Raw genomic sequence first — 26,070 nt, forward strand, 5'->3', positions numbered from 1 at the left:
GTAAGACACTAACAGATGGTTTTGTTCGGGACTATCTTTCTCGGGAAGGTCCCGTTCAGTTCTCAGCTCCGGGAGCGGCGGGCCCGCCGGACCGTCCGGTCGCTCTCCACCGGCTCCGCCAGGTGCCCGTCCACCAGCCGCGACAGCGCCGAGACGAAGGCCGTCCGCTCGGCGTCCGGCAGCGACTCCAGCACCTCGCGGTGGACCCGGTCCGCGATCGCGGTGCCCTGCTCGACCGCCTGCTCGCCCGCCGCCGTCACCGAGATGATCCGCGCCCGGCGGTCGGTGGCGGAGGCCCGGCGCTCCGCGAGGCCCGCCTTCTCCAGCTCGTCGACGGTGACGACCATGGTGGTCTTGTCCAGGTCGGCCAGCTCCGCCAGCTGGATCTGGGTGCGCTCGGCCTCCATCGCGTGGAAGAGCACGCAGTACGCGCGCGGAGTGATCCCGACCTCGGTGAAGGCGGCCGCCATCCGGGTCGCCAGCACGTGGCTGGCGTGGTCCAGCAGGCCGGAGAGGTCACGGATCTGGCGCACGGGCGGGATCGTCGTCATACGTCCGAGCGTAGCAAGGCCGTCTCCCGGCAGATGATCCCGTGACCAACCAAATCCGGGCCGCACGGAGCCGGCCCGAGCCACCCCCGGCCGCGCTGAGCCACCCCGGCCGACGGCCGCCGGAACGCCCGGCCTACGGGATGCCCAGCTCGAACAGCGCGTACCCCGCGTACCAGCCGGCCGCCACCGACGGCACCGCGAGGAGGCCGACCAGGGAGGGCAGCCGCACCCGGCGCAGCGCGATCGCCAGCCCGATGAAGAGCGGGAACGCGGGCAGCAGGTAGCGCGAGATGTTGCTGAAGATCTGGTTGCTGCTGAGCGCGGTGAAGAGGGTCAGCAGCGTGTACACCACGAGCACCAGCGGCGGCCGGGTGCGCAGCAGCAGCACCAGCAGCCCGGGCAGGGCGATGAGCAGGGCCACCGCGATGAGGTCCGGCACCGGGTTGGACTGCCAGAACGTCCAGTGCCCGGTGATCACGTCCAGGGAGGTGCGGGAGGTGGAGGCGCCCCAGTCGAAGTAGCGGTTCCAGGCTCCGCGCTGGAGCTTGAAGTAGCCGCCCCAGTCCCCCATCCGGTAGCCGACCCAGGCGACGTACCAGAGCAGGCCCCAGGGGGTGATCAACATCGCGGTCAGGGGGCGCGCAATGCCGTCCGTGCGCCGGACGAGTGCCACCAGCGCCGCGACCGAGACGGCCGCGATCAGCGCGGCCGCCGTGGGCCGGTTGAGCCCGGCCGCGAAGGCGAGCAGACCGGCGGCCACCCAGCGGCGCGTCATCACGCAGTAGCAGGCCCAGGCGGAGATCGCGACGAACAGCGAATCCGAGTAGACCGCCCACTCCACCCCGGAACCGGGGAACAGGCCCCAGATCACCGCCGCGATCACGCCCGCCCTGACCCCGCCCATCCGCTCGGCGATCGCGAAGATCCCGGCCGCCGCCACGAACGAGGCGACCACCGAGACGACGATCCCCGAGCCGTACGGGCCGAGGCCGGTGACCGCGCCGACCAGCCGCATCAGCCACGGGTAGAGCGGGAAGAAGGCGGCCGAGTTCTCCTGGATCGTCGACAGCGGGCCCAGCCCGTGCAGCGGGACCAGCTTCGGGTCGTAGCCGTTCTCCGCGATCCGCTGGTACCAGATGCCGTCCCAGGTGCCGAGCACGTCCCAGGGCTGGGCGCCGCCGCCGCGGCCCACGCTCTTCTTGAGGAAGTCCTCGGTGTGCGAGAGGAGCAGCATGAAGACGGTCAGGCCGGTCGCCTTCACCACGGCGTACGCGCCGAGGGCGGGCGCGTAGCGGTCCACCGCGGCGGCGAACCGGGCCCGGGCCCCGGCGCCGTCGGGCCGCTCGCCCGCGCCGGCCGGTTCCGCGCTCGCCGGCTCCGTACTCGACGTGCTCGCTGCCGTGCTCATCGGTCCCGGACCCTCCTCAGCCCCTGCTCGTGCTCGGCGCGGCGTCCGGAACGGGCCGCCGCCGGGCGAGCCTACGGCACGGTGGTTGGAGCGCCCGCGTCAACCTTCCGTGCCGGACACCCCGAAGGAGTAGAGCCGGTGCAGGGCGTCGACCAGCCCGCGGCCACCGGCGGTGAGGGTGCGGCCGTCCGGGGCGGTGAGCGGGCTACGGGTGACCAGCCGGGCCAGCACGGCGCCGGGGCGCACCAGCGTGCCGGCCGGGGGCAGGTTGACCAGCACGGTCTCCCCGGGGCCGCACTCCAGCAGCCCCGCGGCGTCGCCCCGGCGGACCAGCGCGCCCTCGCGCAGCACGTACGCCCCGGCCTCCGGAACCCGGACGGCGCGGGCCGGCGCACCGGTGTGGCGGACGGTCAGCTGCACACCGTCCGCCCGGTCCGGGTCCGGCTTGCCGAGGGTGGGGACGCCGTGCCGCTCCAGCACGTGCCGCACCGGCGTGGGCAGCCGCCCGTCACCGCGCTCCAGCTCCGTCTCGCCCAGCAGCCAGCTGGATCCCTGCATCCGGCAGTTGATCTCCAGGGCGAGCGCGTGGTCGTCGCGGAGCACGAAGTCCGCCCCGAAGACGCCCCGGTAGCCGAGGCCGGCCAGGGCCCAGCCGATCCGCTCGGTCGCGTCCAGGCAGCGGCGCACCGCGACCGGGGACAGCCGCTCGGGCGCCCCGAAGTCGCAGCCGGCGTACTGGCCGAACCCGGCGCCCGCCGCCTCGACCCCGATCAGCTGGAGTGACGGGCGCAGCACCTGCGGCAGCCCGTCCACCCCGACGAAGCCGTGCACGTTGATCGCGGTGTCGCCGACGTACTCGCTGACCAGCCAGCGCTCCCGCTCGGGCAGTGCGGCCGCCTCCTCGGCGGAGCGGACCAGGTGGGTGCCGTTGCCCCCGGAGCCGCGCGGGGACTGGGCGACGAAGACCGCGCCGAAACGGTCGCGGAGCGCGCGGTGGTCGGGGCGGCCGGAGACCACGGTGCTGGCCGGGGCCGGCACGCCGAGGTGGTCGAACCACCCGCGCATCGCGGTCTTGTCGACCAGCACCTCGTGGTCGGGGACGGGTGGCGGCACCAGCAGCCGGGCGCCGGTGGCCTCCACGGCGGCGGTCCAGTGCCCGCGCTGGCCGCCGTACCCGGCCAGCCTCAGTTCGCGGCCCCGCCAGCGGGCCCCGACCAGCCCGGCGAGGCGGGCGGTCACCCCGTCCAGCCCCGGCCCGCCCGGGCCGCCGTCCCGGCTGAGGGTGTGTTCCTCCAGCGAGTGCAGCTCCACCCCGAAGCGCTCGGCCCAACCGGCGTCGGCGGCCTCGCTGGAGAGCAGCGCGGTCAGCGCGCCGGCGCGGAGCAGGGGCAGCAGGTACAGCGGACGGGAGACGATCCCGAGGTGCGCGGCGGGGCGGAGCAGCCGCGCGGCGTCGTCCAGTGTGGCGATCACGCGATGGATTATGCACCTCACCGGGCTCCGCCCTTCCCCCCAACGCGTCCGCACCACAAGTGATCTGACGATGCCTTAGAATCCCCCGCCAGTGCGCCCAGCCGCCCCGCCGCCGCCCGGGTGGGGGTGGCGGTGGGGCGGCCGGGGAGCGCCTCAGCCGTGGAGGCGGACGATGCCGAGCTTGGTGAGCCGCCAGAGCTGGTTGGCGGCGCCGGTGTCGGCGGCGAGCTCGACGAGCTGGTTGCCCCTGGCGTCGAGGTCGCCGCTCGCCGTGGCGACCTTGGACCGGTCCTGGGAGTCGGCCAGCTCGTAGAGGCCGTCGCCGGCCGGCTTGAAGACCCAGTGCTGGTTGCCGCCGCCGTTGCAGCCCCACTGCTGGAGCCGGGTGCCGGGGGCGGTGGAGCCGGCGTTGGCGTCCAGGCACATGCCCCGGTTGCCGCTGAAGTCGAGCTCGTAGCCGCCGCCCTGCTCGGCCTCCAGGACGAAGGACTGGTTGAGCCCACCGGTGGCGCTGTAGGTGATGGCGGCGCGGCCGTTGGTGGAGTCGCCGTAGGTGCCGCCGCCGGTGAGATCGAGCGCCTTGCCGTTGGCGGAGTTGGTGAGCTGGTACCAGGCGCCGTCCTCGGGCACGTCGGCGAACGGCCTGCCGGGGGTGAGCGGCTGGATGGACGTGGTGTTCTGCTGGTCGAGGGTGCAGTAGGCCTGCTGCTGGTCGGGCTTGGCGTAGAACTGGCCCAGGCAGACGCCCTCGCCGCGGTAGCCGGCCACCCGCAGGTGGTAGGACTGGCGGACCATGTTCATGCAGAGGCCGGGGATGCCGATCTGCGAGTCGCAGCCGTTGCGCACCCACTCGGAGAGGTTGATGACGTCCCCGTTGGTGTACTCGTACGGGGAACTGGTCCACTCGGCGCAGACCTCGTGACCGAAGGCGACCCGCCGCTGGTCCAGGTACCGGACGCCCGGCACCTGTTCGGCCGCGCCGCGCAGGGTGTCGCTGAAGAGCGGCACCACCCAGTTGTGGCCCCAGGCGAGGTCCTCGGGGAAGGCCGGGCAGCCGTCGGCGATCTTGCCGAGGTAGTCGTTGCGGCGGATGTCCGGGGTGATCGGGTTGAAGTACGACTGGTAGACCAGCTGGTAGGCGTCGTCCGCGTAGCCGGCCCCCCGCATGGTCCGGCGGATGTTCTGCAGCGCGGCGACCACCTTGGGCTGGACCCGCTTGGCCCGCTGGACGATCTCGTCGCTGCCGATGGTGTCGCGGCAGCCCTGGTCCTTGGGGACGGGGAAGTACTGCGCGAGGCAGTGCATCATGATCCCGCTGAAGTCGAAGTCGTCGTTGGCGCCGATCGTGACGACGACCATCTTCACGTCGTACCTGCCCGCCACCTCGGCGAGCTGGACGTCCTGCTTGCGCTCGCCGAAGTCGCCGCTGCCGGCGCCGGTGATCTTCGCCAGCTCGGGGTCGCTGACCAGGTCGCCGGTCTGGGCTCCGGAGCAGGCCAGGTCGACCGGGGTGACGTCGGGGATCCCGGTGACGAAGATCTCCGACTTGGGGTGGCGGTGACAGTAGTTGGTGGGGCTGTCGGTCTCGGGGAAGTAGCCGTCGCCGGTGTCCGTACCGGCTCCCTCCCCGGAGATGGCGCTGTCGCCGAGGGCGACGACGGCGGCCGGGCGGGTGGCGCCGGCGGTGGCCGCGGCGGCCGATCCGGCGTCGGCGAGGGCGGCGGGGGCACCGGCCAGGCCGAGGGTGACGACGAGGGCGCCCGCCGCCAGCAGCGCACCGCAGGGGGAGCGGCGCGCGACCGACCCGAACGGCCGCGCACCCGACAATCTTGACCTGATCACTCGCGACTCCTTGCGGAAGGGGAGCCGCCCGGCCGGGGACGCCGGACGGTTCGGAGCAATGAAAGGTGAGCAGGTCTCATATTCTAAGTACTGACAAGTAACGCAACAAGGCTCGTGACAGCACCGGGAATTGACGCGGAAACAGCCGTCCGGAAAACGGAGAGCCGCCGCCCCGCACCCCAGGAGGGAAGCGCGGGACGGCGGCTCGCGCCGGCCGAACCGGGCGCAGATCAGCCGGCGTTGACGCAGTGGTTGCCGAACGCCGGGTTCAGCAGACCGATCACGTTGATGGTGTTGCCGCAGAGGTTGACCGGCACGTGCACCGGCACCTGCAGCTGGTTGCCGGAGATGACGCCGGGGGAACCCGCGGCGACACCCTCGGCGCCCGAGCTGGCCATCGCGGTGCCGGCACCGGCCGCCACGATGCCTACCACGGCGGCACCGACGGCGGCCGTCTTCTTGATGCTCATAGGAGCCTCCTGACTAATCGACAGAGATGCACGGGGAGTGCGACATCTAGAACGACACCCGCCCGACCCGGTTGCGACGACGCACCCTTTGTCACCCGAGTGGCCCAACGGACCCGACGCCAGGCATTCGGGTGATCACCCCTCCCGACCGTTTCCCCGCGGGCGCTCCCTCGTTCTCCCTGGCGGAACACGCTCCACCCAGGCCTTCTAGAACGAATCGAGTACCGCACATGCGCAAGCTCGCCCACGGCGTCCTCGGCACCGCGGCCACCGCCGCCCTGCTGGCCGCCGGCGCAGGCGCCGCCGCCGCCCACCACGCCCACGGCGCGTCCGCCGAGGGCGTCGCGGCCGGTTCGCCCGGCGTGGCCTCGGGCAACCAGATCCAGATCCCGGTGCACGTGCCGGTGAACCTGTGCGGCAACTCCGTCGACGTGGTCGGCCTGCTCAACCCGGCGTTCGGCAACCACTGCGCCAACGCCTGACCCAGCCCCGAACGGCTGTCCGGCCCAGCGGCCGGGCGGCCCACCGACTCCGGGAGATCCGCCGCCGGTCCCACCCCGTCCGGAATTGCTCCTGGTCGCGCGCCTGCGCGAATTGTCCCCCGGCCGTGCGGGAACAATTCTCGGCGCGCGGTTGTGCGGCCGCCGTCCATCGCCCAAGCCACGGGCGACACGCGCCACCTGGGCCGCCAGAGTGACAATCACGGCATTCCCAGAAGCCAGCGGGCGATGATTCACCTTCGCCCGGCTCCCGACTAATTCCTTTTACGGTCGGGCAGAAAACGGAGGAAGAACCCCATGCGTAACCTCAAGAAGGCCGCCGCCCTGTCCCTCGCCACCGCCGGCCTGGTTGTCGGTGCGGCCGGCGGCGCGTTCGCCAGCTCCGGCGCCGAGGGCGTCGCCGCCGGCTCCCCCGGCGTGCTCTCCGGCAACCAGATCCAGATCCCGGTGCACATCCCGGTCAACGTCTGCGGCAACTCCATCGGCGTCGTCAGCATCCTGAACCCGGCGTTCGGCAACCACTGCGCCAACATCGGCTGAACCGGCGGTCGCCGCACCGGCGACAGCTGCTTCACCGAGTCCGTGCCGCACCCCGCCCCGCGCGGGGTGCGGCCCGCTCAACCCGTGTGTGATCGAGGAGATCAACCCCCATGCAGAACGTGAAGAAGGCCGCCGTCCTCTCTGCCGCCGCCGCCGGCCTGGTGCTGGGCGCGGCCGGTGCCGCCTCCGCCAGCTCCGGTGCGGAGGGCGTCGCCGCCGGCTCCCCCGGCGTGCTCTCCGGCAACCAGCTGCAGGTCCCGGTGCACATCCCGGTGAACCTGTGCGGCAACTCCATCGACGTGATCGGCGCCCTGAACCCGGCGTTCGGCAACAGCTGCGCCAACGTGGAGGCGCACCCGCACCACGACGCGGACGACTGCTGATCACCGATCGGTACGCGTTCCGGCCGAACTGCCCCCCGACCAGCCGGCCGGGGGGCGGTTCGGCATACCCGGGCGCGGTCCAGCCGCCCGGGGACCCGATCCCCCGAAGGGTGACTCGCATGGTTTCGAAGAAGAGCGGGGCCGGCCTCGCCGCCGCCCTGGGCGCCGCGGTGCTGCTCGGCGCCGGTGCCGGCGCAGCGCACGCCGCACCGGCCGCGGGCGGCGCCGGCCTGGCCAAGACCGACCTCGCCCAGGCGCTCGGCGGTACGACCACCGGCCTGGGCTACGGCATCGCGCCGGTCAAAGACCTCCGCCTGGACCCGTGGGCCAACTCCTCGGCCGACGTGCTCAACAACGGCGCCACCGTCCAGCCGGAGGACTCCGGCCTGGCGCCGGTCTCCACCAGCACGCTGACCGGGCCGCTGAGCGCCGGCGGCGGGCCGCGGGACCTGCCGGTGCTCGGACAGGTGCTCGGCGCCCTGCCCGGCTGATCCCGGAGGACGGACGCACCGGAGTCGGACGCACCGACGTCGGACGCGCCCGGAACCGGCGCGCCGGGGCGGCCGCGAACCGCGGCGGACACGCGGGAGCCCGGCACCCCGTCCGGATGGACCTGGACGGGGTGCCGGGCTCCCGCGCGGGCGGAGCCGCTCAGAGCTGGGTGAGACCGGCCAGCCCGGTCTGCTGCGCCACGCCGGTGGCGGTCGCGGTGGTGGTCGCGGCCAGGTTGTCCACCGAGTCGGTGACGGAGATGCGCTCGTCCTCGTTGCCGAGGGTGGCCTTGGCGCCGGGGACGGCCTGGACCGCGCCGGTGATCAGCCGCGGGTCGACCTCGCCCACCTTGAGCGCGCCGTCGGCGAGCTGTCCGGTGCCGTCCTGGGCGAGCGCGAGCGGCCGGCCCAGGCCCACCCCGGGGGTGTCGGCGTGCAGCGGCGCGGCCGGGGCCTCCAGCAGCAGCTCGCCGAGGTCGGCGCCCCGGTCGACGAGCGGCAGCGGCAGCTCGGCCTTGGCGGTCGGGCCGACCTTGCCGGTGCCGAGCGCCGGCACGAGCCGGTCCGGGAGCAGCGCCTCGCCGGTGGTGTGGCCGGGCACCGGCGGCATCACCAGGGAGGTCGGGATGCCGCCGGAGATCCGGCTGTCCAGCGGGGCGAGCGGCACGTCCACCGGGACCTGCTGGGTGGCCAGCCTGTCCTCCAGGGCCCCGACCTGGTCGGGGCCGACCGCGGCGGCGGAGGCCGCTGCCTGGGAGGCGAGCACGCCGGCGCCGACCGCCAGCAACATCGCGCCGGCCCGCTTGGAGAACTTCATGCTTTTCACCGTTCTGCCTGTCCGTACTGGAGACCTGGGGGGACGGCTGCGCGGGCGCAGCCGGAAAGCAATCTGTCTCAACGAGACACCCGGATCCCGGATTGCGGCGGTTAACCGATTCGGCCTAATAATCCGACCGGAAAGCCCCGTCCGCCGCGCCTCCCGGACTCTTTTCAAAAATCCCCGTAACCTTCCGTGCCGTCATTCTTTGATCTGAATGTCAGTGACCGCAGACCGGGTCTGAGCGTTGTACGCGTTGTACGCACGGAAACCAAGAGCTTTTCAGAGAGGGATCTCCCCATGATCCAGAAGTCCTTCGCCGCCGCCGGCCTGGCCGTCGCCGCACTGGCCGCCGCTGCGACGCCGGCCTCGGCCATCGCGGACTCGGACGGCTCCGCCGCGTCCCTCCAGGGCAACGGCGGCACCAACTTCACCGGCACCGTCGGCGACAACAGCCCGAACTTCCACTTCCTGGACAACGCGAACGTCTGCCTTCCCGAGATCCACAACATCGCGGTCGGCGTGCTCGGCGTGGCCGTCCCGGTCGAGGTCCCGATCGCCAACAGCGGCGGCAAGCAGTACTGCACCCAGGGCCAGGGCACCCAGAGCAAGGGCGACTCCGGCGTCTCGCACCTGATCGGCTGACCTGCTCCCCCAGCTGCACCACCCCCCTGAACCACCCTTCGAATCGCTCCCCGATTCACCCCCCGAGAGGAAGAAACCAGAAATGATCAAGAAGACCCTCGCCGCCGCCGGCCTGGCTGCCGCTGCCATCGCGATGTCCGCCGGCTCGGCCTCCGCCATCGCCGACTCGGACGGCTCGGCCGTCTCCGCCCAGGGCAACGGCGGCACCAACCAGACCGGCACCCACGGCAACGGCTCGCCGAACTTCCACACCCTGGACAACCCGAACATCTGCCTGCCCGAGGTGCACAACATCGCGGTCGCCGTCATCGGTGTCGCGGTTCCGGTCGAGGTTCCGGTCCTCAACAGCACCCCGAAGCAGATCTGCAACGTCGGCCAGAACACCCAGTCCTCGGGCGACGCGGGTGTCTCGCACCTGATCGGCTGATCCAGGGGCAATGGCGCGGACGGAGGGCCCGGGGACGTCTCCCCGGGCCCTCCGGGCTTCTGTGCGATCAACTGTCCGGCCGGACCGTCCCGTTCGGGCGAGGTCCGACCGGGTGACAGGCCGTCGGCGCGGCGCATGGGGCGCCGGGACGGACGGCAGCGTGTGTTCACGTGATCAGTGGCAGGGCGCTCCGACCGAGCGCTCCGAACGAGAGGGCAGATCCATGAAGAGCAAGCTGGGCAAGGCCGCACTGACCGCCTTCGGCGCGCTGGCGCTCACGGGTGTCGCCACCCCGGCGTTCGCGCACGTCGGCCTGGCCGGCGGCGGCGAGTTCGTCGCCTCGGCCCACCCGGTGTTCGCCGCCGGCGAGTGGTGGGGCCTCGCCCACACCTCGCACATCCACTCCGGTGCCCACGGCTGGGGCGCCGCCACCTCCACCGACGCGGTCGGCGGCGAGGAGGGCTTCGCCCACGTCGGCTGACGTCCGGGCGTACCGCGAAGGCCGGGACCCTCCTCCACGGGAGGGGCCCGGCCTTCGCGCCGCGTACGGGGGCTACTTGAGCATCGAAGCGGCTTCGAGCGCCCAGTAGGTGAGGATCTGCTCGGCGCCGGCCCGGCGGATCGAGGTCAGCGCCTCCATGATCATCCGCTCCCGGTCGATCCAGCCGTTCGCCGCCGCGGCCTCGACCATCGCGTACTCGCCGGACACCTGGTAGGCCGCGACCGGCACCGGAGAGGCGTCGGCCACCTGCCGCAGGATGTCCAGGTAGGCCATGGCCGGCTTGACCATCACCAGGTCCGCGCCCTCGGCGAGGTCCTGCTCCAGCTCGCGCAGCGCCTCGCGGGCGTTGGCCGGGTCCTGCTGGTAGCTCTTGCGGTCGCCCTTCAGCGAGGAGCCGACCGCCTCCCGGAACGGGCCGTAGAACGCCGAGGCGTACTTGGCGGTGTAGGCGAGGATGCCCACGTCCTGGTGCCCGGCCTCGTCCAGGGCCCGGCGGACCACGGCGATCTGGCCGTCCATCATCCCGGACGGGCCGACCAGGTGGACGCCGGCGTCCGCCTGCACCCGGGCCATCTCGGCGTAGCGCTCCAGCGTCGCGTCGTTGTCCACGCTGCCGTCGGCGGCCAGGACGCCGCAGTGGCCGTGGTCGGTGTACTCGTCCAGGCAGAGGTCGGACATGACGACCAGCGCGTCGCCGACCTCGGAGACCACGTCCCGGATCGCCTGCTGGAGGATGCCGTCCGGGTTGGTGCCCTCGCTGCCGAGCGCGTCCTGCACCTCCGGGACGCCGAACAGCATGACCCCGCCCAGGCCGGCCTCGGCGGCCTCGACCGCCGCCTTGCGCAGGGTGTCGCGGGTGTGCTGGACCACGCCCGGCATCGACGTCACCGGGACCGGCGCGCTGACGCCCTCGCGGACGAACAGCGGCAGGATCAGCTCCGCCGGGTGCAGCCGGGTCTCCGCGACCAGCCGGCGCATCGCCGGGGTCGAACGGAGCCGGCGGGGGCGAACGTACGGGAATTCAGCGGACACGGCTTCTCTCTCCGAACGGTTGTGCAGCGCCGGGGGCGGCGGGCTTGCCGCCCCCGGCGGGGGTTCTCAGCGGGCCTTGCGGCGCGATCCGGGACGGCGCTCGCTGGGGCGGTAGACCGGCTCGCCCGCCGCGGTCGCGGCGTCGCGGCGCTTGGCCCCGAAGTCTGCCAGCGCCTGGGCCAGGGCGGCCGCCGACGGGGCCGGGGCCATCACGTCGACCCGCAGGCCGTGCTCCTCGGCGGTCTTCGCCGTGGCCGGGCCGATGCAGGCGATGACCGTCACGTTGTGCGGCTTGCCGGCGATGCCGACCAGGTTCCGCACGGTCGACGACGAGGTGAAGAGCACCGCGTCGAAGCCGCCGCCCTTGATCGCCTCACGGGTCTCGGCCGGCGGCGGCGAGGCGCGCACCGTCCGGTAGGCCGTCACGTCGTCGACCTCCCAGCCCAGCTCGACCAGACCGGCCACCAGGGTCTCGGTGGCGATGTCGGCGCGCGGCAGCAGCACCCGGTCGATCGGGTCGAACACCGGGTCGTACGGCGGCCAGTCCTCCAGCAGCCCGGCCGCGGACTGCTCGCCGGACGGCACCAGGTCCGGCTTCACGCCGAAGTCCACCAGGGCCTGCGCGGTGGTCTCGCCGACCGCCGCGACCTTGATCCCGGCGAACGCCCGGGCGTCCAGGCCGTACTCCTCGAACTTCTCGCGGACGGCGCGCACCGCGTTCACCGAGGTGAAGGCGATCCACTCGTAGCGGCCGGTGACCAGGCCCTTGATCGCCCGCTCCATCTGCTGCGGGGTGCGCGGCGGCTCGACGGCGATGGTCGGCACCTCCTGCGGCACCGCACCGTACGAGCGGAGCTGCTCGGAGAGGCCGGTGGCCTGCTCCTTGGTGCGCGGCACCAGCACGTTCCAGCCGAACAGCGGCTTGGTCTCGAACCAGGAGTGCGAGGCGCGGTGGGCGACCTGCTCGCCCACCACGGCTATCACCGAGGTCGCCGGGTCCACCGGTGCGGAGACCGGGGAGGGCAGCACCCGGGCCGCCTTCAGGTCGGCCGCGATGGTGGCCAGGGTGGCGGTGAAGGTGCGCTGGCGGGTGGTGGTGCCGGAGAGCGTCGCGCTGAGCGCCGACTCCGGCTTGCGGCCGTTGGAGACCAGCGCGTTGGCGGTGGCCGGCAGCTGGCCCAGGGTGGTGCGGACCACCAGGGTGGTCTCCGGCGCGCCCAGGTCCACCGGGCTGCCGGCGAGCAGCGCGGCGCCGTCCACGAACCGGACGTCGGTACCGGCCGTACCGCGCAGCGGCACGCCCGCGTAGGCCGGCACGCCGACCGACTGGGCGACGCCCGGGATCACCTCGAAGGGGATCCCGCCGCCCGCGCAGCTGAGCATCTCCTCGGCGGCGCAGCCGTCCAGGCCCGGGTCGCCGTCGACGGTGCGGACCACGTGCTTGCCGGAGCGGACCGCCTCGGTGACCAGCTGGGCCAGGTCGAAGTCGGTGCCCTCGGCGGCGGGGGTGTGCACCTGCACGCCGTCGGGACAGTGGCTGCGCACGGCGGCGGCGGTCAGCGGGTCGGCGACCAGGATGTCGGCCGAGGCCAGCACCTCGACCGCGCGCAGGGTCAGCAGGCCCGGGTCCCCGGGGCCCGCGCCCAGGAAGGTGCACCGTCCGGCTGCGGCCGGCCCGCCCGCGAACGGGCTGTCGGCCGGGAACGGCGTCTCGGTGGCGGCGGTGGGGCTCATCGGGCTCGCTCCCCCATCAGGGCGGCCGCGCCCGCGTCGAGCAGCCGGGCGGCGAGGGCGTGGCCGAGGGCCGTCGCCTGCTGCTCGGCGGTCTCGTCGAGGACGATCGGACCGTTGGCGGACATCTTCAGCAGGGTGGCGCCGTCGACGGTGCCGACCACGCCCTCCAGCCGCAGTTCGTACGGGTGGCCCCAGGTGGCCAGTGCGGCGACCGGTGCGGAGCAGCCGGCCTCCAGGGTGGCCAGCAGGGCACGCTCGGCGGCCACCGCGACCCGGGTCGGGAGGTGGTCGAGCGCCGAGAGCTCGGCGGCCAGTGCGGCGTTCGCCGTGGTGCACTCGATCGCGAGCGCGCCCTGGCCGGGGGCCGGGACCATCAGCTCCGGGTCGAGGTGCCCGGTGATCTCGGCGGCGCGGCCGAGCCGGTTCAGGCCGGCGGTGGCCAGCACCACCGCGTCCAGCTCGCCGGAGGTGACGAAGCCGATCCGGGTGTCCACGTTGCCGCGGATCGCGACCGTCTCCAGCTGGGCGCCGAAGGCGCGGGCCCAGGCGTTCAGCTGCGCCATGCGGCGCGGCGAGCCGGTGCCGATCCGGGCGGTGTGCCCGGATCCGGCCAGCTTCTCGACCAGCTCGTCGAGGGCCAGGCCCTCGCGCGCCACCAGGGCGTCGCGGACGTCCTCGCGCTCGGGCACCGCGGCCAGCACCAGGCCCGCGGGCTCGGCGGTGGGCAGGTCCTTCAGCGAGTGCACGGCGAAGTCGATCCGGCCCTCCAGCAGGGCGTCCCGCAGGGCGGAGACGAACACGCCGGTGCCGCCGATCTGTGCCAGCGCCTCCCGGGAGGTGTCGCCGTAGGTGGTGATCTCCACCAGCTCGACGGGGCGCCCGGTGAGCCGGGTCACCTCGCGGGCGACCATGCCCGACTGGGCCATGGCGAGCGCGCTGCGCCGGGTGCCGAGCCGCAGGGGTGCGGTGGCGGCCGGGGCCTGGTCGGTGAGCGGTTGACCATTCATGAGGTGATCGTCCCGGTGGTACTCGTGGGATGGCTGACGGTTCATCTGGCGCCCCCGCCCGAAGGCTGCTGGGCGCCGATCGGAGTGCCCGAGACCGCGTGCACGGCCGCCGGGTCGAGGTCGAACAGCTCGCGCAGCGCGTCCGCGTAGGACGCGCCGCCGGGCTCGGCGGCAAGCTGCTTCACCCGCACGGTCGGCGCGTGCAGCAGCTTGTCGACCACCCGGCGGACGGTCTGGGTGATCTCGGCGCGGGAGCGCTCGTCCAGACCGGGCAGCCGGGAGTCCAGGCGGCCCAGCTCGGCGGCGACCACCTCGGAGGCCATCGCCCGCAGCGCCACCACGGTCGGGGCGATCCGGGCGGCCCGCTGGGCGGCGCCGAAGGCGGCCACCTCGTCGGCGACGATGCCGGAGACGGCGTCCACGTCACCGGCGCCGGGGCTGGCGGCGTGGGCGTGCGAGAGGCTCTCCAGGTCGACCAGGAGCGCACCGGGCAGCTCGTGCACGGCGTGGTCGACGTCGCGCGGCATGGCGAGGTCCAGGAAGGCGAGCGGGGTGCCGCCGGCCCGGGAGGCCACCGCGGCGGCGACGTCCTCGGCCCTGATCACCACGCCGGCCGCGCCGGTGCAGGAGATCACCAGGTCGACGTCGGCCAGCGCCTCGGGCACCTTGGCCAGCTCGACCGTCCGCGCCACGCCGGCGCCGAGGATCTCGACCAGCCGCTCGGCCCGCTCGGGCGTCCGGTTGGCGATCAGCAGGTCGGTGACCCCGGAACGGACCAGGGTGGCGGCGGCCAGCGAGCTCATCGAGCCCGCGCCGACCACCAGGGCCCGCTTGCCCGCGATCTCGCCCGCGCCGGCCGCGACCTGCTCCAGGCCGAAGGTCACCAGCGACTGGCCGGCCTTGTCGATGCCGGTCTCGCTGTGCGCCCGCTTGCCGACCCGCAGGGCCTGCTGGAACAGCTCGTTCAGGCCGCGCCCGGCGGTGTGCTCGTCCTGTGCCTTGGCCAGCGCGTCGCGCAGCTGGCCGAGGATCTGGCCCTCGCCGACCACCATCGAGTCCAGGCCGCAGGCCACCGAGAAGAGGTGGTGGACGGCGCGGTCCTCGTAGTGGACGTAGAGGTGGGAGGTCAGCTCCTCCAGGTCCACCCCGCTGTGGTGGGCCAGCAGCAGCGACAGCTCGGCGACGCCGGCGTGGAACTTGTCCACGTCCGCGTACAGCTCGATCCGGTTGCAGGTGTTCAGCAGCGCGGCCTCGGCGACGGTCGCGGTGGCCGCGGCGTCGTGCAGCAGCCGGGTCGGGACGTCACCGGTCAGGGCGGCGCGCTCCAGCACGCCGACCGGGGCGGTGCGGTGGCTCAGTCCTACGACGAGAAGACTCATGCCCGCCCCCTGGTACCACGGATCTCGGTGCTCATGCCGGCATCACCGCGGAGAGTTCGCCCTCGCCGCCCTTGCCGGGCTTGCCCTTCGGTGCCGCCTCGGCGTCCTTGGCCGACGGCTCGGCGGCCGTGCGGGCCTTGGCGGAGCCGCCGGCGGCGCGGCGCAGCTTGGCGGCGGCCGCGCGGACCGGTCCGGGGGCGCGGTCCAGCACCGACTCGGTGCGGTCCGGCTCCTCGCCCGCCTTGCGCTGCTCGTGGAAGGCCAGGATCTGCAGCTCGATGGAGAGGTCCACCTTGCGCACGTCCACGCCGTCCGGGACGGTCAGCACGGTCGGGGCGAAGTTGAGGATGCTGGTGACGCCGGCCTCGACCAGGCGGTCGCAGACCTGCTGGGCGGCGCCGGGCGGGGTGGTGATGACGCCGATCGAGACGTGCTGGCTCTCCACGATGGACTCCAGTTCGTCCATGTGGCGCACCGGGAGGCCGGCCGCGCTGCTGCCGACCACGGCCGGGTCGGCGTCCAGCAGGGCGGCCACCCGGAAACCGCGGGAGGCGAAGCCGCCGTAGTTGGCGAGCGCGTGGCCGAGGTTTCCGATGCCGACGATGACGACCGGCCAGTCCTGGGTCAGGCCCAGCTCACGGGAGATCTGGTAGACGAGGTACTCGACGTCGTAGCCGACACCGCGGGTGCCGTACGAGCCGAGGTAGGAGAAGTCCTTGCGCAGCTTCGCGGAGTTCACGCCCGCGGCGGCCGCCAGCTCCTCGGAGGAGACGGTCGGCACCGAGCGCTCGGAGAGCGCGGTGAGGGCCCGCAGGTAGAGGGGAAGGCGGGCGACGGTCGCCTCCGGGATTCCCCGGGCACGCGAGGGTCGGCGCGCGGCGCCCTGGTCGGGCGTCTGCGAACTGCTCTGTGGTGATCGGCCGATTGCCACGGTGCTCCTGTGGGTGAAGCTGGGCTTTGGCAGCCAGGCTATGCGTTTGTGAACGTGTGCACAAAGATGGTGTCCGATTTGTCCCCGCACAGTGATGCGCATCACGCCGGAGACCCCATAGCACCGGTCCCCTTCCGGGCCGCCGCCGGGGGCTGTGCGCCCGGTGTCCCGGCGGGGTACGGGACCTCCCCCGGCAACCCGGCCGGAAGGTCCCGGCGGAACAGCCGGACGGGCTCCCCGGAGGGGCGCGAACGCGCGCCGCCCAGCCGCGGCCACGGCACCCGGGCCGCCTCGCGCAGCGGCAGGGCCCAGTCGTCCGGCGGGCAGGACGGCGCCCCCAGGCAGTGCCGCAGCAGCTCGGCGGTGGCCCGGGCGTCCCCCAGCGCGGTGTGCGCCGGGAACCCGCCCAGGCCCGCCGCCTCCGCGCAGGCCACCAGGCCGAAGCCGCGGGCCTGCGGCAGGTGCGTGCGGGCCAGCCGCATCGTGCAGAGCAGCGGGACCGGCGGCAGCGGCACGCCGATCCGGGCGAACTCACGGTCCAGGAACGCGTGGTCGCAGGTCACGTGATGGCCGACCAGCACCCGGCCGGCCAGCAGCTCCAGCAGCCGCGGCGCGATCTCGCGGAACCGGGGGGCGCCCTCGACGTCGGCCTGGGCTATCCGGTGCACGTGGGTGGGACCCACCGGGCCCAGCGGGTCCAGCAGGGTGCAGAACTCGGCCTCGGGCCGCAGCGCCGCGTCCAGCAGCACGACGGCGACCTCGACCACCCGGTGCCGCCACGGACTGCGGCCGGTCGCCTCCACGTCCACCACCGCGAACCCCCCGACCCCGGCGGGGGCGACAGGGGTCCCATGGGTCGGACCGGGAAGCATGGCGGCACTCCTCGCGTGCTCAGCCCCCCATGGGCGCAAACGAGTTCGATCGTAAGCCGACCCGCGGGGGGCTCCCCGGGCCCAGCCCGGTTTTCTTCACAACGATTCGGCGAACCGCCCCCGCCGACCGACGGGGGCCCCGGCCCGGCGGAGCGCCGTCAGCCGCCCAGGGCCGCACGCAGCCGGCGCTCGTCGACGCGCCAGAAGTCGTGCTGGCGGCCGTCGATCAGGGTGACCGGGATCTGCTCCCAGTACTTCCGGTACAGCTCCTCGTCCTGTGTGATGTCCCTCTCCTCGAAGGCCGCGCCCAGCTCGCCGGTCACCCGGACGATCACCTCCCGGGCGTCGTCGCACAGGTGGCAGCCCGGCTTGCCGACCAGGGTGACGGTCCGGTCGGACGGCTTCGGGCTCGGGCTCTTGTCGCGTCGCAGCAGTGGGCTCACCCGGCCATTGTGCGCCCGGCCGCGACCCGCCCGCCCGCATCCGGGAGGATCCGGGAAGAAGGGGACACCTCCGGTGTTCACCACCCGGGCACGCCGCCGTCACGGCCCCTGCCGACCTGGCTGGATATGCTCGGTCCATGGCCGTGCTCCGAAGGCTCACCCAGGCAAGGCGTTCCACCACCGCGCGGACCGCCCTCGCCGGCGAGGCCGCGGCCGAGGCCGCGGAGGCCGCCCTGCGGGCCGAGCCGGCCACCGCCGCCACCACGGCCGCACCTCAGGAACAGCCGGCCGCACCCCAGGAGCAGACCCCGGCCGCCGACCGGCCGGCGAAGACCCCCAAGGCGCCCGCCGGGAACCACACCCCCGAGCGGGACGACCCGCGCGCCGCCGCCTTCTTCGACTGCGACAACACCATCCTGCGCGGCGCCGCGATCTTCTACCTCGGCGTCGGGCTCTACCGCCGCGGCTTCCTGACCCGCCGCGACATCGCCCGGTTCGCCTGGCAGCAGGCCTGGTTCCGGCTGCACGGCGCCGAGGACCCGGACCACATGGCCGACGCCCAGCACACCGCGCTCGGCCTGGTCGCCGGAAAGCGGACCGCCGACCTCGAAGCCATCTGCGAGGAGGTCTTCGAGGAGGTCGTCGCCGAGAAGATCTGGCCCGGCACGCGCGCCCTGGTCCAGATGCACCTGGACGCCGGGCAGCGGGTCTGGCTGGTCACCGCCGCCCCGCTGGAGGTGGCCAGGGTCATCGCGCGCCGGCTCGGCATGACCGGCGCGCTCGGCACCGTCGCCGAGGCCAGGGGCGGCCTCTACACCGGCCGGCTGGTCGGCGAGCTGCTGCACGGGCCCGCGAAGGCGGCCGCCGTCCGGGCGCTGGCCCGTCGCGAGCGGCTCGACCTGGACCGCTGCGCCGCGTACAGCGACTCGGCCAACGACATCCCGATGCTCTCCCTGGTCGGCCACCCGTACGTGGTGAACCCGGACGGCGCGCTGCGCCGCCACGCGCGGGCCCAGGGCTGGCGGGTGCGGGACTTCCGGACCGGGCGCAAGGCGGCCCGGGTGGGCCTCCCCGCGGCGGCCGCGCTGGGCGTCGCCGCGGGCGCGGCGGCGGCCGGGGTCGCCCTGCACCGGCGCCGGCACGCCTGAGCCCCTCCCCTGGATCCCGGCGAGCCCCGCCACCACCCCCGCACCCCACTGCGCCCCGCCGGACATTGCCGGAGAGAGCGCCGGAGAGCGTCGGAGAGCACCGGGACGACGGCCGGACGTCACCGGGACGGGCCACCCCTGGACGGGTGACCACCGGTCAATCCGCACGCTGACCAGGCCCCTCGTACGGGCGAACCCCGGCGTGGCAGAGGGCCGTCCGGACCCGTTGATCGATCCTGTCAGCCCGCGACCGGTTCCGATCGTTCGTCAGACCGGGAAAGTCAGGGGTTACCGAGGCCAAGGACTGGGAAACCGCCCGCCAGACCGCCGAATTGGTCACCCTGCGCGCCTGTTCGATCACGTTGAGCCGGATGACCGATGACATCTTCGGTCAGTGTCAGCCGAATATGCATGCCCTGCGGATCCCAAACGACCACTTCGACCACACGGTGTAGCTGTCATTGCACAAAGCGTTATTCTCTCCTGGATGCACGTCACCCACGCGCCCCTCCCGACCGGGCGGCGCGGGCGTGCTCTCCGCGCAGGCGGAGGTGATCCGTCCACAGTTCTGCCTCTGGGAGTCCCGTGTACCCACCCGTCCGGAACGACGCGCCTGCACCCTCCCGCCCGTCGCCCGCGCCCCTGCGCTCCCGCACCAGCCTCCGCAGCCGCCCGGGCTCCCCCCGGCAGATCTCCACCGGCCTGGAGCTGTTGCGCAGCCTGCTCCGCAGCCAGCTCGCCGTCCCGCCCCAACTGGTTCCCGCCGGCGCCGCGTTCGGCTACGGCCCGCCCCAACCCGCCGGCCTGGCGCTGCGCACCACCGCCGCCGGCTCCTCCACCGGGACCGGCTCCCGCGGCCGTGCCGGGGCCGCCGGCACCAGCGGCCGCAGCCGGGCCAGAACGGCCCCGAGCCCCGGCTACGAGACCGAGCACAACCCCATCATGGAGCTGGTCGAGAAGGCCCAGGCCGGTGAGAGCGAGGCCTTCGGCCGCCTCTACGACCACTACGCGGACACCGTCTACCGCTACATCTACTACCGGGTCGGCAGCCGGGCCACCGCCGAGGACCTCACCAGCGAGACCTTCCTGCGGGCGCTGCGCCGCATCGGCACCTTCACCTGGCAGGGCCGGGACTTCGGCGCCTGGCTGGTGACCATCGCCCGCAACCTGGTGGCCGACCACTTCAAGTCCAGCCGGTTCCGGCTGGAGGTCACCACCGGCGAGATGCTCGACTCCAACGAGTGCGAGCGCAGCCCGGAGGAGTCGGTGCTGGAGTCGCTCTCCAACGCCGCCCTGCTGGACGCCGTCCACCGGCTCAACCCGCAGCAGCAGGAGTGCGTCACGCTCCGCTTCCTGCAGGGGCTCTCGGTGGCCGAGACGGCCCGGATCATGGGCAAGAACGAGGGCGCCATCAAGACCCTCCAGTACCGCGCGGTGCGGACGTTGGCCCGCCTGCTGCCGCCCGACGCGCGGTGAGCGGAGCCGGAACGGGGGGCCGTGCCAGCAGCAGCCGTACCAGAAGCAGCGCCGGGGGCAGTGGGAAGGACGGCACCGGGGACGGTGCCGGGGACCGCCCCGGGGAGATAACCGGAGGGCCGTCACCGTCGGTGCCGGCCCGACACGTCCGGGTGAACGGTCGGTCCGATGATCAGCCGTGCGTAACCGACCGCCCGCACCGCTCGTTGGCCAGCGTGCAAGCCTCCACCAGGCGTACGGTCAAGTCGAATTGCGACCTCTCACCCGATGGAGTGGCTTTGGCCCGCCGAGGCAACCGTCCGGCAGGCCGGGGTGTCGACAACGACGAAGGGAGGTGTGGCCCGTGACGGCAAACGTGCTGGAGCACCGGCGGGCGAAGGCCTTCGCCGAGGCGCTGGAGGCCCACCAGGCAGAGCAACACGGCGCCGCCGCTGCCGGATCGGCCAACACCGCTTCCACCGGAGCCGGTTCGGCCGCCATGGCCGAGCTGGTCGGGGTGGCCGGCGCACTCGGCGCACTGCCGGGACCGGAGCTGGACCCGCAGGTCCGGGCCGTTCAACGCGCCCAGCTGATGGCCGCGTTCGAGCAGGCCTTCGCCGGCGGTCAGGGCGCGACGGTGCCCCGCCAGCGCAGGCACCGGGCGGCCCGGCTGGCACCGCGCGGCCGGTGGAGCCGGCGGTTCGCGATCGGCGGTCTGGTCGCCGGGCTCGCCGTCGGCAGCTTCGCCGGTGCGGCCGCCGCCAGCTCCAACGCCCTGCCCGGGGACACGCTGTACGGCATGAAACGCGGCCTCGAAGGGCTCCGGCTGGACTTCGCGAACTCCGACAGCGAGCGCGGCGGGCTGCTGCTCGACAACGCGGCCACCCGGCTCGGCGAGGTCAAGAGCCTGGTCGGACGGACGGACGACGGCGGCGCGCTCAGCCCGGGCACCGTGGAGCAGGTCCGCAAGGCGCTCGACGACATGCACGCCGACGCCATCAAGGGCCGCGACCTGCTGCGTTCCGTCTACCGCAGCAACGGCTCGCTCGACCCGATGCGCACCCTGGCCGGCTTCGCCCAGGACGAGGACGACCGCTGGAGCGAGCTGCAGAGCAGGCTGCCGGTCCAGCTGATCCCGCAGGCGCACCTGGTCGACCAGCTCTTCGACGACATAAGCGAGGACGTCGCGCCCCTGCGTCTGGCCCAGCCGCCCGCCAAGGGCGGCGGCAAGGCCGGCAGCGGGACGGGCGGCGCCACGGGCTCCGCGCCGGACGGCGGCTCCCCGGCCGACACCCCGGCCGGCGGCGGCAACACCGCACCGGGCTCCGGGCCGGCCCAGAGCGGCGGCGCGGGGGGAGCCAACGGCAGCGGCAAGGCCGGCACCACCGGGCGGGCCCCCTCCGCCGGGGCGAGCTCGCCCGGCAACGGCGGTGGCGGCGGCGCAGGCGCCCCGAGCAGCGCACCGAGCAACGCGCCGGGCGCGGTCGGCGGGCTGGTCGACGACCTCACCAGCGGGCTCACCGGCACCAAGCCCTCGCCGAGCCCCGACCCGGCGCCCGACCAGGCGGCCCCGCAGCCGTCCGGCTCGCCCAGTGCCACCACCGGCGGCGCACCGCAGCAGGGTGTCGACGTGCCGCCGCTGATCCCCGGGCTGCTGCCCGGACTGCGGATCCTCGGCGGCTGACGCGGTCGAGCAGGGGTGAGGGGCCCGGTGGCAGCGCCGGGCCCCTCACGCGCGCCCGCCCCGGAGCGCGGCCCGGAAGAAGCGGAGCCCGGGCCGGAACGACCGGCGAACGAGCGGCGCGGGCCCGGACCGGGCGCACCGGCCCGGGCCCACCGCTCAGCGCGACCGGCTCAGAAGAACACCGAGCGCCGCTGCACCAGCAGCTCGTAGAGGGTGTGCTGGACGGTCTCCCGCACCTCGTCGGCCAGGTCGAAGACCAGCATCGGATCGTCCGCCGCCTCCGCCGGGTGCCGGTCGGTGGCGATCGGCTCGCCGAACTGGATGGTCCACTTGGTCGGCAGCGGCACCGCGCCCAGCGGCCCGAGCCACGGGAAGGTCGGCGTGATCGGCACGTACGGCAGGCCCAGCAGCCGCGCCAGCGTCCGGAAGTTGCCGATCATCGGGTAGGTCTCCTCCGCCCCGACGATCGAGCAGGGAATGATCGGCACCTGCGCCCGCAGCGCCGAGGCGACGAACCCGCCGCGCCCGAACCGCTGCAGCTTGTACCGGTCGGAGAAGGGCTTCCCGATGCCCTTGAAGCCCTCCGGCCAGACCCCGACCAGCTCGCCGCGCTCCAGCAGCGCCTGGGCGTCCTCGTTGCAGGCCAGCGTGTGGCCGGCCTTGCGGGCCAGCTCGTTGATCCCGGGCAGGACGAACACCAGGTCGGCCGCGAGCATCCGCAGGAACCGTTTGCCCGGGTGGTGGTCGTGGATGGCCACCTGGGTCATCAGGGCGTCCAGCGGGATCGTCCCGGAGTGGTTGGCGACGATCAGCGCGCCGCCCTCGGCCGGGATGTTCTCGATCCCGCGCACCTCGATCCGGAAGTACTTCTCGGCGAGCGGGCGCAGCAGCGAGAGCAGCACCTCCTCGGTGAGCTCGCGGTCGAAGCCGAACTCGTCCACCTCGTAGTCCCCGGTGATCCGGCGGCGCAGGAAGGCGAGGCCTTCGGTGGCCCGGGCCTCCCAGCCCTTGCCGAACAGCCGGGTGGCGGCCGGGCCGAGCCGCCCGGCCAGCGCCCCGCCGACGGCGTCGGCGATCTGGTCGGCCAGGCCGGCGGGCCGGTCGGGCTCGCTCCAGCTGGGCGCGGACTCGATCGGGATGACCTTGGCCTCGCCCGGCGCGTTCTCGGCTGCGGCACTCATCGCGGGTTCAGCTCCTGGGTCGGTTCGGGCGGGCGGCCGGGCCGTGCTCGCGCCCGAGCAGCGCGGCCAGTCCGTCGGCGACGGCGGCGAGACGCTCGGGCGGCAGCAGGCCGGCGGACTGCGCGGCGGCGAAGTCGGCGAACGCCTCCGGGGTGGTGTACCGGGGGCGGTACCCGAAGGTCTCGCGCAGCCGGGTGGTGTCCACCACGCGGCCGTGGGTCAGCAGCCGCAGCTGCTCGGGCGAGAAGTCGACCATCCTGGTCTGGCGGGCCAGCCCGGCCATCCAGCTGATCGCGGGCAGCAGCAGCGGCAGCATCGGCCGGCCGAGCCGGCGGGCGCACTGGGAGAGCAGCAGGACGCCCTCCCCCGCCACGTTGAAGGTGCCGGTGTTGACGGTGCCCGGTTCCGGCTCGTCGGCCGCCCGGGAGAGCACCGCGAGCACGTCGGCCTCGTGGGCGAACTGCAACCGCGGGTCGTACCCGAGGACGGTGGGCAGCACCGGCAGCGCGAAGTACTCGCTGAGGGGGGTGTCGGCGCCGGGGCCGACGATGTTGGCGAACCGCAGCACCGTCACCGCGACGTCCGGACGGCGCCGGGCGAAGCCGCGGACGTAGCCCTCGACCTCCACCGCGTCCTTGGCGAAGCCGCCGCCGGGGAGGTTCTTGGGCTGGGTCCGCTCGGTGAACACCGCCGGGTCGCGCGGCGCCGAGCCGTACACGCCGGTGGTCGACTTCACCACCAGCCGCCGCACCCCGGGCGCCTTCTGGCAGGCGCCGAGCAGCTGCATGGTGCCGATGACGTTGGACTCCTTGACCGACGAGCGGTTGGTGGAGCCCAGGCCGGTCGCGCTCACGGCCAGGTGGACGACGGTGTCGACGCCGTGCTCGGCGATCACCCGGGCCACCGCCGGGCGGCGCAGGTCGAGCTGGTGGAACCGGTACGGCGCGGCGGTCCCGTCCTGCTCCTCGACGGCCTCCCGGGGCGGCAGCACGTCCACGCCGACCACCAGGTCGACGTCCGGCCGGCTGCGGAGCTCGGCGGCGAATCGGGCCCCGAGCTGGCGGGCCACGCCGGTGACGAGCACGACCTTGCCCACGGTGCTGCACCTCGTTCCTCGGCCTCGGCGGCCTGCGTGCACCGTACCGCGCCGCCGTAGCCTGCCGTGAAACGACACCGCCCGCCCGGGCCGTGAGGCCTGGACGGGCGGTGGAGGCGCCTGGCGCGCTGGGCGCGGCCGAGGGCGCTTACTTCTTGTTGCGACGCTGCACGCGGGTGCGCTTGAGAAGCTTGCGGTGCTTCTTCTTGGCCATACGCTTGCGACGCTTCTTGATGACAGAGCCCACGGAACAACCCTCGCTCACTGAGACTCCCGTCCGTGAGAGACGGAGTCCATACGACTGACGGAGGGCCTAGCCTACCGTCCGTACGGCCAGGGCCGTAATCGTGCTCCCCGTGACCGGGAAACTCGGGGGAAATCTGCGGCAAACGGGTGCGGGGCCCACCGGCTGTGAGCCCCGACCCGCCGCCTGTCCTACGCGCTCTCGAGCCGCACGTAGGACTCCTTGAGGTACTCGTGCACCGCCTGCTGGGGCACCCGGAAGGACCGCCCGACCCGGATGGCCGGCAGCTCTCCGCTGTGCACCAACCGGTACACCGTCATCTTGGACACCCGCATGACCGCGGCCACTTCGGCCACGGTCAGGAAGACGACTTCCTGCAGGGGGCGTTCGCCGGAACTCATGACCATCACCCGACCCTTACCCGTGTGCAAGGCACCGGCTTCCCCTCCGGTGACTCCACCGGCACACGTGTATCCCCAGAGTAGTTATGGGTGGTACCAGTGGGAAGAGGGGGAAGGGCAGTCCTCGTACGGTGAGAGATAGTCCAGTTGCAGTACGTAGTCGATCGGCGGTCTGCCGTACCGGCCGTGCGCACGCGGCGGCCGGGGCCTCCGGTCAGGGCAGCAGGCCGTGGTGCGGCAGGACGGCGCGGCGGGCGGCCAGGATCGCCTGGTCGAGCCGGTCGGCCGGATCGTATCCCGCGTCGAAGTCCCGCCAGGCCGGCCGGGCTCCGTCGGTCATCCGCAGCGGGGCCGGGCGGCGGGTACGTCGGTAGACCTCCGCGCGCCACTCCTGCGGGGTCTCGGTGGCGGGGTCGACGGGCCGGCCCGCGGCGGTGGCGACGAGGTGGGTCCAGGCCCGGGGGACGACGTCCACCACGGCGTAGCCGCCCCCGCCGAGGGCGACCCAGCGGCCGTCGGCGTACCGGTGCGCGAGGTCGTGCAGCTCCTCGGCGATCAGCCGCTGGGCGTCGACGGTCACCGCGAGGTGGGCGAGCGGGTCCTCCAGGTGGGTGTCCGCACCGTGCTGGGTGACCAGGACCTGCGGGCGGAAGGCGGCCAGCAGCTCGGGCACCAGGGCGTGGAAGGCGCGCAGCCAGCCGGAGTCGCCGGTGCCGGCGGGCAGCGGCAGGTTGGCGGCGGAGCCGGGGGCGTCCGGCCCGCCGGTCTCGGTGGCCCAGCCGGTCTGCGGGAAGAGCGTGGCGGGGTGCTCGTGCAGTGAGACGGTGAGCACCCGGGGGTCGTCCCAGAACGCCTGCTGGACGCCGTCGCCGTGGTGGACGTCCACGTCGACGTACGCGACCCGCTCGGCGCCGAGTTCGAGCAGCCGGGCGATGGCGAGCGCGGGGTCGTTGTAGATGCAGAAGCCGGACGCCCTGCCCGGCATGGCGTGGTGCAGGCCGCCGGCGAAGTTGACGGCGTGCGGGGTCTCGCCGTGCCAGACGGCCTCGGCGGCGGCCACCGACTGGCCGGCGATCAGCGCGGAGGCGGAGTGCACGGCGGGGAAGGCCCAGTTGTCGTCGGTGCCGAGGCCGTGCCGCCGGTCCTGCTCGTCGGGGTGGGCGGCGGCGTGTCTGACCGCCTCGACGTACTCGCGGGTGTGCACCAGGCGGAGCGTGGAGTCGCCGGCCGGCGGGGCCGAGCGGACGGTCACCCCCGGCCCGGTGTTCAGCCCGAGGGACTCCACCAGGCGCATGGTGAGCTCCAGCCGGGCCGGGTCCATCGGGTGGCCGGGACCGAAGTCGTAGGCGGTGACCGCCTCGTCCCAGAAGAGGTGCAGGCCGCAGGGGGTGTCACGCTCGGCTTCGGGCATGGC

General features: G+C 73.8%; 28 protein-coding genes. 10 read left to right on the top strand and 18 right to left on the bottom strand.

Annotated features, from left to right (window positions below; genetic code table 11):
* Positions 1-62: 62 nt before the first annotated feature.
* The 5 genes from ACFC1F_RS13765 to ACFC1F_RS13785 form a co-directional block, all read right to left on the bottom strand.
* Positions 63-551: a MarR family winged helix-turn-helix transcriptional regulator gene (locus tag ACFC1F_RS13765; RefSeq protein WP_209417124.1), complete on the bottom strand. Its 489-nt coding sequence runs from the start codon at positions 549-551 to the stop codon at positions 63-65.
* A gap of 133 nt (positions 552-684) precedes the next feature.
* Positions 685-1,959, bottom strand: a complete 1,275-nt coding sequence (locus ACFC1F_RS13770) for a hypothetical protein (protein ID WP_376158041.1) — start codon at positions 1,957-1,959, stop codon at positions 685-687.
* A gap of 99 nt (positions 1,960-2,058) precedes the next feature.
* The gene (locus ACFC1F_RS13775) at positions 2,059-3,432 is read right to left on the bottom strand and encodes an ATP-grasp domain-containing protein (protein ID WP_376158044.1); all 1,374 of its coding nucleotides are present in this window, start codon (positions 3,430-3,432) and stop codon (positions 2,059-2,061) included.
* A 153-nt stretch (positions 3,433-3,585) separates the two neighbouring features.
* The gene (locus tag ACFC1F_RS13780) at positions 3,586-5,274 is read right to left on the bottom strand and encodes an RICIN domain-containing protein (protein ID WP_376158046.1); all 1,689 of its coding nucleotides are present in this window, start codon (positions 5,272-5,274) and stop codon (positions 3,586-3,588) included.
* Between the two features lie 230 nt (positions 5,275-5,504).
* On the bottom strand, positions 5,505-5,744 hold the full coding sequence (locus tag ACFC1F_RS13785; protein WP_209417127.1) for a chaplin: 240 nt from the start codon (positions 5,742-5,744) through the stop codon (positions 5,505-5,507).
* A gap of 230 nt (positions 5,745-5,974) precedes the next feature.
* On the opposite strand from ACFC1F_RS13785, the gene ACFC1F_RS13790 reads away from it, so the two are divergent.
* The 4 genes from ACFC1F_RS13790 to ACFC1F_RS13805 all read left to right on the top strand — a co-directional run bounded on the left by ACFC1F_RS13790 (position 5,975) and on the right by ACFC1F_RS13805 (position 7,658).
* The gene (locus ACFC1F_RS13790) at positions 5,975-6,226 is read left to right on the top strand and encodes a chaplin (RefSeq protein ID WP_209417128.1); all 252 of its coding nucleotides are present in this window, start codon (positions 5,975-5,977) and stop codon (positions 6,224-6,226) included.
* A 315-nt stretch (positions 6,227-6,541) separates the two neighbouring features.
* Positions 6,542-6,784 carry a chaplin gene (locus ACFC1F_RS13795; protein WP_209417129.1) on the top strand — a complete coding sequence of 81 codons (243 nt, stop codon included), beginning with the start codon at positions 6,542-6,544 and terminating at the stop codon, positions 6,782-6,784.
* 110 nt (positions 6,785-6,894) lie between these two features.
* Positions 6,895-7,167 carry a chaplin gene (locus ACFC1F_RS13800; protein WP_209417130.1) on the top strand — a complete coding sequence of 91 codons (273 nt, stop codon included), beginning with the start codon at positions 6,895-6,897 and terminating at the stop codon, positions 7,165-7,167.
* A gap of 119 nt (positions 7,168-7,286) precedes the next feature.
* Entirely contained in the window at positions 7,287-7,658 is a 372-nt protein-coding gene (locus ACFC1F_RS13805; RefSeq protein WP_376158050.1) for a hypothetical protein, read from the top strand.
* Between the two features lie 160 nt (positions 7,659-7,818).
* Here ACFC1F_RS13805 and ACFC1F_RS13810 read toward each other — a convergent pair whose 3' ends face one another.
* Positions 7,819-8,475, bottom strand: coding sequence for a hypothetical protein (locus ACFC1F_RS13810; protein ID WP_376158053.1), 657 nt, complete (start codon positions 8,473-8,475; stop codon positions 7,819-7,821).
* A 300-nt stretch (positions 8,476-8,775) separates the two neighbouring features.
* Between ACFC1F_RS13810 and ACFC1F_RS13815 the strand changes: the two genes are divergently transcribed.
* From ACFC1F_RS13815 to ACFC1F_RS13825, 3 genes are all read left to right on the top strand, one after another.
* Positions 8,776-9,120, top strand: a complete 345-nt coding sequence (locus ACFC1F_RS13815; RefSeq protein WP_209417133.1) for a rodlet layer protein — start codon at positions 8,776-8,778, stop codon at positions 9,118-9,120.
* Positions 9,121-9,202: 82 nt separating this feature from the next.
* Positions 9,203-9,547: a rodlet layer protein gene (locus tag ACFC1F_RS13820; RefSeq protein WP_209417134.1), complete on the top strand. Its 345-nt coding sequence runs from the start codon at positions 9,203-9,205 to the stop codon at positions 9,545-9,547.
* Between the two features lie 223 nt (positions 9,548-9,770).
* Positions 9,771-10,028, top strand: a complete 258-nt coding sequence (locus ACFC1F_RS13825; RefSeq protein WP_209417135.1) for a hypothetical protein — start codon at positions 9,771-9,773, stop codon at positions 10,026-10,028.
* Positions 10,029-10,100: 72 nt separating this feature from the next.
* On the opposite strand, the gene hemB is transcribed toward ACFC1F_RS13825, so the two are convergent.
* The 7 genes from hemB to ACFC1F_RS13860 form a co-directional block, all read right to left on the bottom strand.
* Positions 10,101-11,081 carry a porphobilinogen synthase gene (gene hemB / locus ACFC1F_RS13830; protein WP_376158057.1) on the bottom strand — a complete coding sequence of 327 codons (981 nt, stop codon included), beginning with the start codon at positions 11,079-11,081 and terminating at the stop codon, positions 10,101-10,103.
* Positions 11,082-11,147: 66 nt separating this feature from the next.
* Positions 11,148-12,815: a bifunctional uroporphyrinogen-III C-methyltransferase/uroporphyrinogen-III synthase gene (locus ACFC1F_RS13835; protein WP_245206294.1), complete on the bottom strand. Its 1,668-nt coding sequence runs from the start codon at positions 12,813-12,815 to the stop codon at positions 11,148-11,150.
* Positions 12,812-13,822, bottom strand: a complete 1,011-nt coding sequence (hemC, locus tag ACFC1F_RS13840; protein ID WP_209417137.1) for a hydroxymethylbilane synthase — start codon at positions 13,820-13,822, stop codon at positions 12,812-12,814. The genes ACFC1F_RS13835 and hemC overlap by 4 nt, the downstream gene beginning before the upstream one ends.
* Positions 13,823-13,863: 41 nt before the next feature.
* Positions 13,864-15,201: a glutamyl-tRNA reductase gene (locus ACFC1F_RS13845; RefSeq protein WP_148644257.1), complete on the bottom strand. Its 1,338-nt coding sequence runs from the start codon at positions 15,199-15,201 to the stop codon at positions 13,864-13,866.
* Positions 15,202-15,232: 31 nt separating this feature from the next.
* Complete coding sequence (locus ACFC1F_RS13850; protein WP_209417138.1) at positions 15,233-16,132, bottom strand: redox-sensing transcriptional repressor Rex; 900 nt, start codon at positions 16,130-16,132, stop codon at positions 15,233-15,235.
* A gap of 101 nt (positions 16,133-16,233) precedes the next feature.
* The gene (locus ACFC1F_RS13855; protein WP_376158062.1) at positions 16,234-17,004 is read right to left on the bottom strand and encodes an exonuclease domain-containing protein; all 771 of its coding nucleotides are present in this window, start codon (positions 17,002-17,004) and stop codon (positions 16,234-16,236) included.
* A 158-nt stretch (positions 17,005-17,162) separates the two neighbouring features.
* Positions 17,163-17,447 (bottom strand): glutaredoxin family protein, encoded by a 285-nt coding sequence (locus ACFC1F_RS13860; RefSeq protein ID WP_376158064.1) that lies wholly within the window; start codon positions 17,445-17,447, stop codon positions 17,163-17,165.
* Positions 17,448-17,584: 137 nt separating this feature from the next.
* Between ACFC1F_RS13860 and ACFC1F_RS13865 the strand changes: the two genes are divergently transcribed.
* The 3 genes from ACFC1F_RS13865 to ACFC1F_RS13875 all read left to right on the top strand — a co-directional run bounded on the left by ACFC1F_RS13865 (position 17,585) and on the right by ACFC1F_RS13875 (position 21,734).
* Entirely contained in the window at positions 17,585-18,595 is a 1,011-nt protein-coding gene (locus ACFC1F_RS13865) for an HAD family hydrolase (RefSeq protein ID WP_376158067.1), read from the top strand.
* 642 nt (positions 18,596-19,237) lie between these two features.
* Positions 19,238-20,071, top strand: a complete 834-nt coding sequence (locus ACFC1F_RS13870) for an ECF subfamily RNA polymerase sigma factor, BldN family (protein ID WP_245206311.1) — start codon at positions 19,238-19,240, stop codon at positions 20,069-20,071.
* Between the two features lie 343 nt (positions 20,072-20,414).
* A complete protein-coding gene (locus ACFC1F_RS13875; protein WP_209417142.1) occupies positions 20,415-21,734 on the top strand; it encodes a DUF5667 domain-containing protein in 1,320 nt (439 codons plus the stop codon).
* Positions 21,735-21,904: 170 nt separating this feature from the next.
* On the opposite strand, the gene ACFC1F_RS13880 is transcribed toward ACFC1F_RS13875, so the two are convergent.
* The 5 genes from ACFC1F_RS13880 to ACFC1F_RS13900 all read right to left on the bottom strand — a co-directional run bounded on the left by ACFC1F_RS13880 (position 21,905) and on the right by ACFC1F_RS13900 (position 26,067).
* Complete coding sequence (locus ACFC1F_RS13880) at positions 21,905-22,915, bottom strand: lysophospholipid acyltransferase family protein (RefSeq protein WP_376158069.1); 1,011 nt, start codon at positions 22,913-22,915, stop codon at positions 21,905-21,907.
* Between the two features lie 7 nt (positions 22,916-22,922).
* Positions 22,923-24,011: an NAD-dependent epimerase/dehydratase family protein gene (locus tag ACFC1F_RS13885; RefSeq protein ID WP_376158072.1), complete on the bottom strand. Its 1,089-nt coding sequence runs from the start codon at positions 24,009-24,011 to the stop codon at positions 22,923-22,925.
* A 148-nt stretch (positions 24,012-24,159) separates the two neighbouring features.
* Positions 24,160-24,258 carry a 30S ribosomal protein bS22 gene (locus ACFC1F_RS13890; RefSeq protein ID WP_003948845.1) on the bottom strand — a complete coding sequence of 33 codons (99 nt, stop codon included), beginning with the start codon at positions 24,256-24,258 and terminating at the stop codon, positions 24,160-24,162.
* 188 nt (positions 24,259-24,446) lie between these two features.
* Entirely contained in the window at positions 24,447-24,656 is a 210-nt protein-coding gene (locus tag ACFC1F_RS13895; RefSeq protein WP_148644250.1) for a helix-turn-helix domain-containing protein, read from the bottom strand.
* A 214-nt stretch (positions 24,657-24,870) separates the two neighbouring features.
* Positions 24,871-26,067, bottom strand: coding sequence for an acetoin utilization protein AcuC (locus ACFC1F_RS13900; protein WP_376158076.1), 1,197 nt, complete (start codon positions 26,065-26,067; stop codon positions 24,871-24,873).
* Positions 26,068-26,070 lie beyond the last annotated feature (3 nt).

The organism is Kitasatospora sp. NPDC056181 (assembly GCF_042266225.1).
Taxonomy (GTDB): Bacteria; Actinomycetota; Actinomycetes; order Streptomycetales; family Streptomycetaceae; genus Kitasatospora.